This window comes from Flavobacterium sp. PL11, from assembly GCF_035985025.1.
In the GTDB taxonomy this organism is placed as follows: domain Bacteria; phylum Bacteroidota; class Bacteroidia; order Flavobacteriales; family Flavobacteriaceae; genus Flavobacterium.
Genome location: NZ_JAXCIA010000045.1, coordinates 1 through 15,802 on the forward strand (window position 1 = coordinate 1; position 15,802 = coordinate 15,802).

Annotated in this window: 10 protein-coding genes; 8 read left to right on the forward strand and 2 right to left on the reverse strand. The window is 32.2% G+C overall.

Translation table 11 applies throughout. The annotated features are described in order from the left end of the window. Positions 1-827 precede the first annotated feature (827 nt). On the reverse strand, positions 828-1,166 hold the full coding sequence (locus tag RCH18_RS15165; protein ID WP_326937618.1) for a hypothetical protein: 339 nt from the start codon (positions 1,164-1,166) through the stop codon (positions 828-830). 498 nt (positions 1,167-1,664) lie between these two features. On the opposite strand from RCH18_RS15165, the gene RCH18_RS15170 reads away from it, so the two are divergent. Together RCH18_RS15170 and RCH18_RS15175 are read left to right on the forward strand one after the other, a co-directional pair. After that, positions 1,665-4,682 carry a SusC/RagA family TonB-linked outer membrane protein gene (locus RCH18_RS15170; RefSeq protein ID WP_326937619.1) on the forward strand — a complete coding sequence of 1,006 codons (3,018 nt, stop codon included), beginning with the start codon at positions 1,665-1,667 and terminating at the stop codon, positions 4,680-4,682. Beyond that, positions 4,682-6,049 carry a RagB/SusD family nutrient uptake outer membrane protein gene (locus RCH18_RS15175; protein ID WP_326937620.1) on the forward strand — a complete coding sequence of 456 codons (1,368 nt, stop codon included), beginning with the start codon at positions 4,682-4,684 and terminating at the stop codon, positions 6,047-6,049. Before RCH18_RS15170 ends, RCH18_RS15175 begins: the two co-directional genes overlap by 1 nt. A gap of 288 nt (positions 6,050-6,337) precedes the next feature. Here RCH18_RS15175 and rocD read toward each other — a convergent pair whose 3' ends face one another. Beyond that, a complete protein-coding gene (rocD, locus tag RCH18_RS15180) occupies positions 6,338-7,621 on the reverse strand; it encodes an ornithine--oxo-acid transaminase (RefSeq protein ID WP_326937621.1) in 1,284 nt (427 codons plus the stop codon). Between the two features lie 229 nt (positions 7,622-7,850). Here rocD and RCH18_RS15185 point away from each other — a divergent pair, with 229 nt between their 5' ends. From RCH18_RS15185 to RCH18_RS15210, 6 genes are all read left to right on the forward strand, one after another. Further along, entirely contained in the window at positions 7,851-8,303 is a 453-nt protein-coding gene (locus RCH18_RS15185) for an Lrp/AsnC family transcriptional regulator (protein ID WP_326937622.1), read from the forward strand. A 54-nt stretch (positions 8,304-8,357) separates the two neighbouring features. Continuing rightward, positions 8,358-9,221 (forward strand): cyanophycinase, encoded by an 864-nt coding sequence (locus tag RCH18_RS15190; protein ID WP_326937623.1) that lies wholly within the window; start codon positions 8,358-8,360, stop codon positions 9,219-9,221. Between the two features lies 1 nt (position 9,222). Continuing rightward, positions 9,223-11,424 (forward strand): penicillin acylase family protein, encoded by a 2,202-nt coding sequence (locus RCH18_RS15195; protein WP_326937624.1) that lies wholly within the window; start codon positions 9,223-9,225, stop codon positions 11,422-11,424. A 102-nt stretch (positions 11,425-11,526) separates the two neighbouring features. After that, positions 11,527-12,297 carry a dienelactone hydrolase family protein gene (locus RCH18_RS15200; protein WP_326937625.1) on the forward strand — a complete coding sequence of 257 codons (771 nt, stop codon included), beginning with the start codon at positions 11,527-11,529 and terminating at the stop codon, positions 12,295-12,297. 262 nt (positions 12,298-12,559) lie between these two features. Then, positions 12,560-13,573: a M28 family metallopeptidase gene (locus RCH18_RS15205; protein WP_326937626.1), complete on the forward strand. Its 1,014-nt coding sequence runs from the start codon at positions 12,560-12,562 to the stop codon at positions 13,571-13,573. A gap of 1,093 nt (positions 13,574-14,666) precedes the next feature. Beyond that, the gene (locus RCH18_RS15210; protein ID WP_326937627.1) at positions 14,667-14,918 is read left to right on the forward strand and encodes a hypothetical protein; all 252 of its coding nucleotides are present in this window, start codon (positions 14,667-14,669) and stop codon (positions 14,916-14,918) included. Positions 14,919-15,802: the final 884 nt, after the last annotated feature.

The window sequence follows — 15,802 nt, forward strand, 5'->3', positions numbered from 1 at the left end:
TCGCTTCTACAAGCTTTTTAAGCAAGTATTTTTCTGATTTGTGGAAGATTGCTTTTAAATGGTTGTAAACGTGAAACTTGAAAGTGAAGTTTTTTCTCAACCCAAACGCTTCTTTGACTATTTAATGAAAAATAATGCAATTCCTACTCGAATAGCTCATTTTTGACGATTTAATTATTCGCGATTATGTACTCTAATCTACTTCAACTACACATAATATATAATAGGTGTGCGATTTTAAAATTTTATGTTAGTTTCTTGAACCCATCAAATTAATATGAAAGGCAGCTATATGCAATCACAACGCTGACATCACGAACAATGATTACATCTAATAATTAACAATTTTAAAAATATCCCTTATAGATAACCATAACATTCCACAGCTAAGACCGTACGCAATGATTTCAAAGTAAAATAGCTTGATGCGTAAAATTTTAACGACCTATGATTACAAGTGCGTTATTTGGTTATAGGTATTCAATAGCCGATTTAAATCATACCTAATAGATTGGAGTATTTTATATTTATAATCGGAGCTCGCGTTAGGGATAGCAGTGTAAAGCCCACAGCAAAGTAAAATGTAATGGAACTTTGCGAGGACTTGAAACGGATAGCACGACCCTTAACACAAAAAAGTCCATTTCCTTGTTTGGTAATGGACTCTTTTATGTTTAGTGAAACGCACAAAAGTAAATTAAGTGCCTTTTTGAAATTTATTAGAAAACAAATTCAATACAATAAATATTAACTTGAATCAATCACTTATAAATAATAGCATTTAACACTGATGATCATTGATTATCTTGATAGTTTTATTTTAAATATTAATTATCATGATTATCACCACCTAAACTGTAATAATTATTTTCTTCATCTTCACTACCTATTTTCTCATCCTGATCGTCTAACTCTGAACCGGGAACATCCAAGTCAGATCCAGTCATAGTGTCACCAAAGTCTTTTTCGTTATTGCCTATGACATCATTAAGTTCCAAAAAAACTTTATTTTTTGAAATATTCTCTGGATTGATGTCTTCCTCTTTTTTTAACTGATTATATATATCCTCCTCAGGCGGATAAACTAGAAAATCAGGGATGCCATTTACGGTAGTATCCTCTATATTTACCTCACCATCCTTTATCTTATCTTTATCATTGTTCATATTAAAATTTTTAATTGGTTAATGAATCACTAATTTAACGATTATTTTTCAATCAACTTATAAAATATCGTTAAATGAATATCAATATACCTGTTTAAAAATCTTTGATTTAAGGGAAAGCTGAAATTTAATTATTAAAAATTAAAATTAATATTTACTAAATTAAGGATAATAATGATTCATTAAAATACAGAAAAGCATTCCGTTTTTTATAACATTTGCACTGCAAATAATTAAAATATTAGCTTATCTTTTTATTTTAAAAAAACCTTAAAAAAAATAGGAATTATATTTTGCACAATTATTGGTGTCTACTAGATTAAAATGTTTGTCAAAACAACACAAAATATTTTAATTATATTTATTTAATAGATAATATTTGTGTATTATGTAAAAAATAGTTGGAAAATAAATTTATTTAACAATTCAACATTAAAATTTGTTTTATTTAACATTTTATTTAGATATTTGGTAGAGCTAATCTTAAATAATCAAATAATGAAAATTAATTTAAAACATTTATTGAGCACATTACTTGTACTTTTTGTGCAACTAACATTTGCTCAAGAAAGTAAGTTTTCTGGCAAAGTTACCGATTCAGGTGGAGTTCCTATACCTGGTGCAAACATTATTGTAAAAGGCACAACTATTAGTGCTCAAACTGGATTTGATGGAGATTTTACAATCAATGCTACAAAAGGACAAATAATAATTGTCAGTTTTATAGGAATGAAAACTGTTGAATTTGCGGTATCGTCTTCAATGGTCATAAAACTTACTGATGCATCAAATGAACTTGAAAATGTTATTGTTGTTGGCTTTGGAACACAGAGCAAGAAAAAACTAACAGACAATATTGCGCGTGTAACTTCAAAAGACATATCGCAGATTCCTGTTTCAAATATGCAAAATGCTTTAGTTGGCAAATTAGCAGGGGTACAAATTACTCAAATTAATGGTAAAGTCGAGGGTGGTGTAAAAATGAGAATAAGAGGTGTATCAAGCATCTCATCATCCCAAGAACCTTTGTATGTACTTGACGGAATGCCACTAATTAATGATAATGAAAGTGGATCTGCAGCTCCTATTAATCCATTAATATCACTAAATCCAAACGATATTGAATCAGTAGAAGTTTTAAAAGACGCCTCATCTGCGGCGATATATGGGGCCAGAGGGACAAATGGAGTTGTATTAATTACAACAAAACAAGGGAAATCAGGTAAAACAAAAATTTCTCTAAACACTTCTGGTGGATGGAGCGAAGCAACTCATAAAGTGAACTGGCTTAACGCTGCACAATATGTAGAATTATTTACAGAAGCTTCTGCCAATCGATATGGTGCTGATGACTTATGGTTGACTGAACCAGGAGGCGTGTTTGATGGTTATGCAAATGGAAAAGACTGGAGAAAAGGCGAAGTAGATACGGATTGGCAAAGTTTAGCATTAGTTAAAGGGTCTGTCCAAGACCATTCCTTTTCTATATCAGGAGGAGATAATAAAACATTATTTTTTCTTTCAGGAGGTTATCATAACACAGCAGGAATCGTGAGAGGGAATTCAATGGATCGTTATTCCTACAGAGGAAATCTTGACCACAAAGTGTCCGATAAATTAAGAGTCGGATTAAACACGAGTTTGAGCAAAACAAATATAACAAGAATAGGATCGGATAACTCATTTACAACGCCATTACAAGCAGTTGCTCAAACACCATTATCTCCTGCTTATTTAGATGATGGCGTTACTCCTAATAATGACACTCCGTTATATTATAACTTTTTAACACAACAATTTAATGGAAACTGGGATTCAAATATTTTTAGAACTTTAATGAACTCCTATTTAGAATATAAAATTTTACCTGAATTAAGTTTTAGAACAGAGCTTGGATATGACAATAATAATCAAACAGAAGAGTATTTCGCGGGTAGCTTAACTGAATCTGCTTCTACAAATGGTTATGCGGATGCTAATGCAATCCAGTCTGATAAATACAGTATTAATAATTACTTCAATTATAACAAAACGTTTAAAGAGGATTATGATTTAGATTTTGTCGCAGGTATGAGTTTTGAAGAAAGTTCTCGAAAAAGACAATATGTTGCTGGAACTGGTTTCCCATCGGATGATTTACAAACAGTTGAAAGTGCTTCAGAAATCACGGCAGGATCTTCAAGTAGAACAAAATATAATTTTCTTTCTTATTTTTCTAGAGCAACATTCTCAATAATGGATAGATATCTATTTAAAGCTAGTTTACGCTATGACGGCTCTTCTAGATTTGGTGCTTCAAATCGTTACGGAGTATTCCCAGCTGCTTCTGTAGGATGGATTGTTTCAGAAGAAAATTTTTTAAAGGATAATGAAACTCTAAGTTTATTAAAAATAAGAGGAAGTTTTGGAGTTACAGGAAATGCGGGTATTGGCAATTTTGCTAGTTTAGGTCTTTTCAATGGTTCATCATATAACAAACAATCCGCTATAAATCCCTCACAGTTGGCAAATCAAGATTTAAAATGGGAAAAAACAAATCAAGTTGACATAGGTATTGATTTTGGATTTCTAAATAATAGAGTAAGTGGTGAAGTAGATTATTATGTTAAAAAAACCAATGATCTTTTATTAAATGAACCTTTGCCAGGTACTTCTGGCTGGCGATCTTTAACGCGTAATGTTGGTTCTTTGACAAATAAAGGTCTTGAATTTGTATTAAATACGACAAACATTAAAACGGCTAATGCTAGTTGGAAAACATCAATGAATATTGCAACATTAGACAATAAAGTGACTGATTTACCAGGAGGCGAAATCGTCTCAGGACAAAACATAGTTAGAGTTGGCGAGACTATTTCCTCTTTTTACGTTGTTGAATACGCGGGCGTTGATGCAGCTAACGGAAATGCCTTATTCTTTAAAAATAGCTTAAAAGCAGATGGCAGTTTAGATAGAACTACGACCAAAAATTATAGTGAAGCCCAGCGAACGATAGCTGGAAGTCCCTATCCTACGCTTATGGCTGGAATGAGTAACACAATAGCATTCTTTAATTTTGATTTTTCATTTACTTTTCAAGGTGAATGGGGCGCTTCTATTTATAATGAGGCAGGAAAGTTTCAATCAAGTAATGGTAGATACAAAGACAACCAAACAATAGATCAATTAAATAGATGGCAAAAAGCAGGGGACATTACTAATGTGCCTCAAGCTAGATGGGGTCGTAGCAATGGAGAGCAATCTTCAACACGCTATTTAGAAAAAACTGATTTTGTACGATTACGAAATTTATCACTGGGTTATACTTTACCTAAAACAATAACACAAAAATTTTCAATAGATAAAATTCGATTATATATGACAGGGGTCAATCTACTTACTTTTACAAATTACAAAGGTTATGATCCAGAATCGTCTTATGACAACAATGGTGATTCAAATATTCAAAAAGGAATCGCTTTTTATTCAGCTCCTCCTGCAAAAACATTAATTATTGGATTAAACATTGACCTTTAATGAAAACAGATATGAAAAAATATAACGGTAAAACAATTTTAATAGCATTAGTTACACTATTATTTGTAGCTTGTGACGATAATTTAACTATCAATCCCGAACAAGATATTACCACTGAAGCAGCTATTAAATCTCCTTCAAACATTAAGAAGATTTTAAATAATGCTTATGGAGATGCTAGAGCAAGCTCCAATTATGGTGGCGGGATCGCATTAGCTTCTGAATTGATCGCTAATCAAGGAGAGCTTTATTGGGACGGAACATACGTACAACCTTCACAATATGATGAAAAAGCAATATTAAAAGACAATAGCTTTGTTGAAAGTTTATGGTTAAGAGCCTATAAAATAAGTAACCAAACTAATATTATCCTAAATAATTTAGATGTTTTTAAAGATGCATCTGATAAAGCAATTACACAAGGGGAAGCAAAATTTCTAAGAGGATTAGTATATTTTGATTTAGTAAGATTGTTTAGTAAACCATATATTGCGGGATCGGTAAATAGTCAGTTAGGAGTTCCAATAATATTAGAACCTAATTTAGATCCCGCTAAAATTACTTTCCCTTCTCGAAATACAGTTGAGGAAGTTTATAAACAAGTACTTCTTGATTTGACAGATGCTTATACTGCGCTTCCTGCTTCAAATGGTATATATGCTACTAAATATAGCGCTGCTGCACTACTTGCTCGTGTTTATTTACAAAAAGGAGATATTGTAAATGCACGAAATATGGCAAATATTGTAATCACTGGTAGTGGTGCGACATTAGCATCTACTTTTGCAAAAGCATTTAACAATGCAGAAAATTCAACTGAAGATTTATTTGCATGGCAAGTAAGCAGTCAGGATGCTAGCGCAAATGATTTTAATGTTTTTTGGGCAGGAGAAGATTTTGGAGGTCGTTCTGGAAATCCAGATATTAGTATTGAAGATGAACACTTTGATATTTATGATGATTCTAAAGATGAACGCGCTAACTTTTTTTACGAAGCAGATAATATTTGCACTACAAAGTGGAAAAACCAATATGGCAATATCCCTTTCTTACGTTTAGCGGAAATGCATTTGATTCGTGCTGAAACTAATTTTAGAGAAGGAACTGCAATAGGACTTTCTCCTTTAAATGATATTAATAAATTAAGAGATCGTTCGGGTGCTGATTTATATACTACTGTAAATTTGACAACTATTTTAATGGAAAGAAGAAGAGAATTAGCCTTTGAAGGATTTGCTTTATTTGATGCAAAAAGATTAAAGCAAAATATAGGATCTCTTTCGTATAATGCAAACAATTTGATATTACCAATTCCATTAAGAGAGACTGATGTTAATAAAAATTTAATTCAAAATGAAGGTTACTAATCATCGATTAACTTGACTTAAAAGATCGCTTTACATCATATTATAAAAAGAAATAACCCTTAAACCAAAATCAAATTATTGATTTTGGTTTAAGGGTTATTTCTTATAAATAGTAATCCGATATTTATAAAATATATTAATACTTTCTATTAAAAATTTAATTTAAAATTTATATTAAATAGTCTGTTGATAAATTTAATTTTTTATAAACTTTACATTTAATAGAAATAAGCCAGTATATTACTATTATATTCTGTATCAACATTAAAGAAAAAAAGAACATAAACATTATTTAAAATCGTTTAAAGCCCTTTCGATAATTGCTAAGCATTCATGAATTTGAGTTTCAGTGATTACTAATGGTGGTGCGAATCTAATTTTATTACCATGTGTTGGCTTAGCCAATAATCCATATTCACTGAATTTCAGACAGATATTCCATGCTAAGTCTGATTCTTCATTGCAGTTTACAACAATAGCATTCAATAAACCTTTACCTCTCACAAGAGTGATTAAGGAATTTCGAGAGGCAATTTCGTTAAGTCCATTTCTTAAAACTTCACCTAAATAAGCCGCATTTTGCGCTAAGTTTTCTTCTTTTACCACTTCAAGTGCAGCAATAGCAACTGCAGCGGCGATAGGATTTCCGCCAAAAGTTGATCCGTGCTGTCCTGGCTTAATAACATTCATAATAGCGTCATTGGCTAATACAGCTGATACAGGATAAACACCTCCTGAAAGAGCTTTTCCTAAAATAAGAATATCTGGTTTAACTTCTGGTTTATTTTCGCAACCTTTTTTACAATCGCAATCTCCACAAGTTGCTAATAATCTGCCAGTGCGCGCTATTCCTGTTTGCACTTCGTCAGCAATAAACAGTACACTATGAGCTTCGCAGAGTGCTTTTGCTTTTAGTAAATAGCCATCAGTTGGAACATAAACACCTGCTTCACCTTGAATAGGTTCTACTAAAAATCCAGCGATATTGTTTGAAGATTTTAAAACGTTTTCTAAAGCGTCAATATCATCGTAAGGAATTTTTATAAATCCAGCAGTGTAAGGACCAAAGTTTTTACGTGCATTTTCATCATTAGAAAAAGAAATAATGGTAGTTGTTCGTCCATGAAAATTATTTTCACAAACAATGATTTGCGCATCATTTTCTGCGATTCCCTTTACTTCATAAGCCCATTTTCTACAAAGCTTTAAAGCTGTTTCTACTGCTTCCGCACCAGTATTCATTGGCAGAACTTTATCAAAATAAAAGTATTTAGTCACATATTTTTCAAAAGGTCCCAATTGATCATTGTGAAATGCGCGCGAAGTCAACGTCAATGTTTGTGCTTGTTTTATCATTGCACCAACAATCTTTGGGTGACAATGTCCTTGATTTACTGCTGAATATGCTGATAAAAAATCATAATATTTTTTTCCATCCACATCCCAAACATAAGCTCCATCGCCCTTTTCTAAAACTACAGGAAGTGGATGGTAATTGTGAGCACCATATTGATCCTCTAGTGCTATTAAAGACTCGGATTTTAGAGATAAATTTTGTTCTGTATGTGTCATAATATTTTTATTTAAAACTTAAAATTACAAAATTACAGTTTTTTTCTAATAAATCAATTAAAATCACAATTTTGACTTTTTAAAATAAATTATTTTAAGAATTTTATTTAATCAACACTAAAAAAAGTCAATTTTAAACTATCATTGGAAGATAAATAGTTATTAGATCTAAATAAATTAATTACTTTTATACCATTGCAATAATTGAATTACTCAATAATTATAAATTATGAATATATTAGATGAATACGATATTAATATCATCAAAGAATTAGAAAAAGATGGTAGAATGGCTTATTCCGCTATTGCTACTAATTTGAAGATATCAAATACAATGGTGCATCAGCGTATCAATAGATTAACAGAACAAGGAATTCTTGCAGGGATAAAGCCAATAATCAATGAAAAAAAAATTGGTTATGATTGGGGATCTTTTACTGGAATTACCTTAAATAAAGATCAAGACTCTAATCGAATTATAGATGAATTGAAAAAAATACCAGAGATAACGGAATGTTACTATATTACAGGTTCATTTACATTATATATTAAAATCATCGCTAAAGACCATGAACACATGAGAAAACTTCTTTATGAAAAAATAGATAATATTCCAGGTATTGCAAAAACTGATTCGATAATTGAACTAGGTTGCGCTTTTAAACGTAATGTATCACTTTAAAAATATTTTAATCTTAATTCATCAAGCCTAAAACAGAAAACCAACCTCTTACTAATGAAAAATCCATCTGATTTTATTCTCAACATCAAAATAGTAATTACAATATTGCTTTTGTTTTTTTATGGAATAGTACAAGCACAAAATACAAGAGGACAACTTTTTATAATTGGTGGTGGAGATCGATCAAATGCTTTGATGACACAGCTAATTAATATTTCTGACTTAAAGAAAGATGATTATATTGTTGTTTTACCCATGTCAAGCGGAGAACCCGTTGAATCCTATGATTATTTTAAGGCTCAATTCCAAAAGCTAATTCCAAATCCTATTATCATGATGAATTTTAATAAAACGACAGTGCATAATAAAGTGCTGAATGATTCCTTACAAAACGCAAAACTTATATTCATTAGTGGAGGCGATCAAACTCGTTTTATGGATGTGGTCAAAAACACTCCTGTGTACACATCCATTCACAAAGCTTACAAAAACGGAAGTACCATTGCAGGAACGAGTGCTGGTGCGGCTGTAATGTGTGAACACATGATTACAGGAAATCAAAAATTACAAACTAAATACTCAGAAACTTTTGATAATGTTCGATACGATAATCTTGAAACAACAGTTGGTTTAGGACTTGTAAAGAATGTAATAATTGACCAGCATTTTATGAAAAGAAGTCGCTATAATCGATTATTATCTGCATTGGTTGAATTTCCCAATCATATCGGAATTGGTATTGATGAAAGTACGGCTCTAATTGTTCGAGACAAAGAAATTGAGATTGCAGGTGAGAGTGAAGTTGTTGTAATAAAAAAACCAAAAGGCATAATCAAATCTAAAAAAGATAATTTAGTAAGTATAAAAAGTTTAGAAATGGCTATTTACATAGAAGGACAAAAATTTAAAATAAAATAAGATGAAGTTTTCTACAAATCGTTTACCGTTATTACTTTTAGTTTTCTGTATCCCTTTTTCTGTGTTTTCACAAAAGTTAAACACCCAAGAAATTGAAAGGCTCGAAAAAATGGCTAAGAAAGTAACAATTATTAGAGATAATTGGGGAATCGCTCACGTATATGGAAAAACGGATGCCGATGCAGTTTTTGGGATGCTATATGCGCAATGCGAAGATGATTTTAAGCGCGTAGAAATGAATTATATTGAAAAACTAGGACGCCTTTCAGAAATAAAAGGACAATCCGTTTTATACAACGATTTAGAAATAAAACTGTTAATTGACTCCGAAGATGCTAAAGATGATTACAAGAAAGCGGCACCTTGGTTGAAAAAACTACTTAATAGTTATGCAGACGGTATCAATTTTTATCTATATAAAAATCCAAAAGTTAAACCTGCTTTGCTGACACATTTCGAACCTTGGTTTCCATTACTATGGACCGATGGAAGTATTGGAGCGATTAGTACTGCTGGTCTTTCAACAGGCGAATTAAAAGCATTTTACTCCGGGAATACGGATAAAGTAGCCTATATAGAACGAGAAAAAGATGTACAGACTGGCTCAAACGGATTTGCAATAGCACCATCAAAAACCGCTTCAGGAAATGCTATTTTATATATTAATCCCCATACCACTTTTTATTTCCGTCCAGAAATACAAGTCAGCAGCGAAGAAGGATTAAATGCCTACGGCGCAGTAACCTGGGGACAATTTTTTATTTATCAAGGATTTAATGAAAACTGCGGATGGATGCATACATCATCTAACGTAGATGTAGCTGACATTTATGCTGAAAAAATTACCACTAAAAACAAAAAATTATTTTATGAATATGACGGTAAATTAGTACCATTGACTGAAAAAATGATCACTATTAAATATATAGAAGATGGAAAACTAATTCCAAAAACGTTCAAAACCTATTACACAAACCACGGACCTGTAATGGCTAAAAGAGACGGAAAATGGATTAGCTTAAAGTCGAACAATCGTTCGATGAAAAGTTTAGAACAAAGTTGGATTCGTACAAAATCAAATGGATTTGAGGATTATAAAAAAGCGATGGACATAAAAGCAAACACTTCAAATAATACCGTTTATGCTGACAAAGAAGGCAATATTGCTTACTGGCATGGCAATTTTATTCCAATAAGAGATAAAAAACTAAACTGGTCAAAAGTTATGGATGGTACAACATCAACAACACAATGGAAGGGTTTACACGAGGTTGCAGAAACGGTTCACTCTTATAATCCATCAAACGCATGGTTACAAAACTGTAATTCAACACCCTATTCTGTTGCGGGAGAAAATAGTCCAAAAGAAGAAAACTATCTACCTTATATGGCACCTGATGGAGAAAGTTTTCGAGGATTAAATGCTGTTCGATTATTGAGCAAGGGAAGTAATTACACATTAGATAAAGTAATTGCTGAAGGCTACGACACCAAGTTGACTGCTTTCGAATTTTTAATTCCGGCATTAACAGCCTCTTTCGATAAAAATATTAAAAAGGATAGCGCTATTTATTTAGAATTAGTTGAAGCAATCACGTTATTAAAAAAATGGGATTACTATGCTAAAGAAAATTCAGTTGCTACAACCTTAGCGATAGAATGGGCTTATAAATTGAATCCGATAATCCAAAAAGTTTACACCGATGAGGGCGAATTAGATCAAGTAGAAAACACAATTGAGTTTGCAAAAAATGCAACACCAGAACAATTAATTCCGCAATTGCAAGAAGTGATTAACGAACTAAAAGCTAAATTCGGGAGTGGGAATATTCCTTGGGGCGAAATCAATCGCTTCCAAAGAACTTCAGGCGATATCGACTTAACATACGATGATACTAAAGAAAGTTTACCCATCAGTTATGGTCCAGCAATATGGGGAAGTTTACCAGCTTACAAGAGTAGTTATCAAAAGGATTCTAAAAAGCGCTATGGTTTTAATGGAAACAGTTTTGTTTGTGCGGTCGAATTTGGAACAAAAATCAAAGCAAAATCTTTATTAGCAGGCGGAAATAGTGGTGATCCAAAATCAAAACATTTTTACGACCAAGCAATAATGTATCAACAAGGTCAATTTAAGGACGTACTTTTTTATAAAGAGGACGTTCAAAAAAATGCAGAAAAAACCTATCATCCCGGTCAATAATAGTACAAATTATAAGATTTAAAATACAGTCATAAATTAAAAAATAAAAAATTAAATAGTTTGATGAAAGAAAGAATTGAGTGAAAATTTAAAACAATAAATATGAAAAATACCTTATTTGCCTTATTTGGCATACTTCTAATTACTAACACCTCATTTGCCCAACTGAATACAGTAAATTACAGTGACGGTAGCCAAAAGTTAAATGGACTGTCGATTTCTCCCGTAAAAGGAAGCGAAACTAAATCAGGAGTTTTAATACTTCCAGCTTGGAAAGGAATTGATCCACATTCAAAAAGATCAGCTGAAAAGCTTTCGAAAATGGGATATTATGTATTCATCGCTGACATTTATGGCGAAGGCAATTACCCAACAAATACAGAACAAGCTGGCAAATTATCTAGTTTTTACAAAAGTAATTATACGGATTATCAAAGGCGAATTCAGCTAGCTTTAGATCAATTAATTCAATCAGGAGCTAATCCAGATAATATTGTCGTTATAGGATATTGTTTTGGAGGGACTGGAGCACTAGAGGCTGCAAGATCAGGAATGAAGATTCAAGGAGCCGTTTCTTTTCATGGAGGTTTAGGGCGTGATCCAAAAAGAATCAGTACGCCAATAACTTCAAGAGTATTAGTATTACATGGCGCTGATGACCCTTATGTTCCTGTTGTAGAAATTACTGTTTTCCAACAAGAAATGCGAGATACCAAAGCAGACTGGGAAATGATTTATTACGCTGATGCAGTTCACTCTTTTACTGAACCTGAAGCTGGGAATGATAAATCGAAAGGTGCAGCTTACAATGAAAAAGCAGACAAACGCTCTTGGCAGCGAATGAAAGTATTTTTAAAAGAAGTTTTAAAATAATAAAATAATAGATTTTTCTAAAGGGAGTGTAACTGTAATTTTTTGTGATTAAAGCAATATAATTACAAAAAAAATAAATTATTATTGCTGTTTTATCCAAAAAAACAATATAAGTCGTAAGCAATTTTAAGATTACGCAAGTATATAATTGATTTTATTCATGGCAACAAAATATTTAAACAAACCAAAACAGTTTTCATTATAATTATTGCTATTTTTACCGTTTACCAATTATGAATTTATCTATTAAAGTAACTAAACAATGAAAAATATTCCTTTATTAAGTCTATTTGCTGTATTAACATTAAGCTGTACTTCTCAAAAAAGCAGCGTTACTCAGGTCGAACCTACAAAGTATATGAACAGTATAACAGCTGAGGAGCTCAAAACACACTTATATATCGTAGCCTCAGATGAAATGGAAGGTCGCGAAACTGGTTCAGCGGGTCAGAAAAAAGCGGGTAATTATTTAATAGATCAGTACAAAAAAGATGGTATTTCCTTCCCTTCTATTGCTTCAGACTTTTACCAAAAAGTGCCAGCAGCCTTCCTAAATTCAAAACGCAATGAAAACTTACCTGATTCTGAAAATATCTGGGCTTATATCGAAGGATCTGAAAAACCAAATGAATTAATTGTAATTTCAGCTCATTACGACCATGTAGGAATTTCAAAAGGAGAAATTTATAATGGTGCTGATGACGACGGTTCAGGAACTGTAGCTTTATTAGAAATGGCTCAAGCCTTTCAATTAGCAAAAAAAGCGGGACATGGACCTAAACGTTCTATTTTATTTCTTCACGTAACAGGCGAAGAGCACGGATTACTCGGCTCAAGATATTATTCTGAAAATCCATTATTTCCATTAGCAAATACAATTACCAACATTAATATTGATATGATTGGTCGTCGTGATGTAAAGCATGCAGATAGTAATAATTACGTTTACGTTATTGGTGCAGACCGTTTATCAACCGATTTGGATAAAATATGCGCTGAAGCAAATGCTAAATACACGAAGCTAAATTTAGATTATACCTTCAATGATCCTAAAGATCCTAATCGTTTTTACGAACGTTCTGACCATTACAATTTTGCCAAAAATGGGATTCCTTCTGTTTTCCTTTTTAATGGAGTTCATGCAGATTATCACAAGCATACTGATACACCTGACAAAATCGAATACGATGCCCTAACTAAAAGGACTCAATTTGCTTTTGTAACCGCCTGGGAATTGGCAAACCGAGAAAACAGACCAATGGTTGATAAGAAATAATATTTGGGCACATCCCCCGCTTCCACTCCCGAACGGTCGGGACGTTACAGCGAGGGCGGGCTATGCGCTACAATCTTTTTAAGCTCCGTACCTCCCCTTAAAAAGGATTTCCACTGCTATGCCTTGTGCGAGAAAGAAATAATTAAAATCAAGCTTTGGATTACTTTAAAGCTTCTTTTTTATAATTAATTTATTGTCGTACTTAAAAATTAATATGGGAAAATCCTAATAGTTAGGGGAAAATTAACTCTTCCTAACCTTGCTAAAAAGTACAAACACTTTGGAGAATTACATAGAACTGATCAAACTAATACTTGCTAAATTACTTGTATAACCCTCTGATTTGGTATGTACCAAACTCTAGCAAGGCAAACTGCATCTCTTTCTTGAAAAAAAGTACAACACTAAAAGTATAATAGTAAACAACTTATCTCGTAACTATTCACTTGTCCAATTCTAAAAAATAAGTACGTTATTAACAATCTTTAAAATGGATTATATAAAATCTCTCTAGTTGTCAATATTTTGGCTGTAAGTCTGTTTTGATTGTTAATACTCACTGGGTCTATTTTTCTTGTTTTTATTGATTGACAGCTGAAATTTTTAAAAATAAAATATCTTTTTTTTGACAACTCAACCAAGCATAGTATCTTTTTTAGAAATCATAGCAAAACAAGCTGTGCAGATTGAGCAACTTTTAAAAAGAATTAACCATCTTGAACAGGAGCTTGCCATCTATAAAAACTAAAAAAAACAGCACTAACAGTCATCTTACACCAGCCAAGGACGAAAATCGTATCAAAACCAATCAATCCTTACTTGAGAAAACAGGCAAAAAACCAGCAGGGCAACTAGGACATCTGGGAAAAACGTTGGAGTTTTCATAGGTTATAAGTAAGGTTGATCAAGTGTTGCAACACCTACCTGATTATTGCAATTCTTGTGGTTAAAAATTAATGAATGCCGAAAAAACACTCTTAGATAAACGCAAGAAAATTGATTTCAACCCTTGAAATCCATGCTAATTGAACATAAAATTTTCAGTAAAACCTGTACTAGTAGCTGCGTGAACAAATAGGACTTTCCAAAAAATATGCCTTCAAAAATTCAATACGGACCGAATATTGAAGGTAAAATCGCTAATTTGAGCACAATTAAGTACGCAACTTTTCAAAGGATGCCAGAATTTTATTTACAATGTGATGAATCTATTCATTTCTCAAGGTGGAACAGTGCACAATTTACGATGATTTGGTCAAAAATCAACTCCTTTATATTTAATGATCAACCAGGGTATTCAATCGGCACCTATGCTGGAACAGATAAAATGTTTGAGTATTCGTGAAAACGAATAAAAAAACTTAAAACATGAACAAGCAGGAGTTGTTGTAAATGGTGCAAAATATTGGGGATGGTGCAGGCAAAATTTACGTTTTACCTACATTACTGTCACTGATAATAGAGGAATTAAAACAATTGAAAATGAATTTAGAAATGATCTTCCATATACTTTTTTAGGTCACGACCGCTATGCAGCACTTTTTAAATGTAAAGCCAAAGTACATCAAATTTTTATAATCTACTTGTTGTGAGATCTGAATTACATTGAAGAAATATACAAAAGTGAAAGGGTAAAATACCTTAAGATAAAACTCTATGCAACTTTAAAGTTAAAAAATAAATTACTCTATAGCAATATACTACTCAAAATACAGTACGCAAAAATATAGAAAACAAACTAGACAAACTAGTCAAAACAATGATTCCAGAGCAACGTAAAAAAGCAATTACTTTACAATTACAACTTCTTATTCATCGATAAGAAATACTTCTTTTTCTACATCATCCAAAAATACCATGCGACAAAAATGTGTCAAAAGGAGCAATTAGACCCGAGCGCGATGCTAAAACTGGCGCAGCAAACATATAAGTACAACAAAAAATATTTGGGCAGTTCAAATCCACAACTGGCGCTAATACTTTTGCAATTATAAGATTACTAATTGATATCACTAACAAATCTGAAAAAAATGTTTTTACCGCGCTTTCACTTATAGCTTCAAAGGGAACTAAATAGCTGCCTTATCTCTAAAAGCTTGTTAAATGAGATTACTATTCAGGATTTCCCACTTCGAGGGATATTTGGATCTCTGCATATTAAAAGACGCCGTTGCACTGACAAATTATCGCCTAAAATCATCCAACATGATTGAAATATCGCAGTGCAAG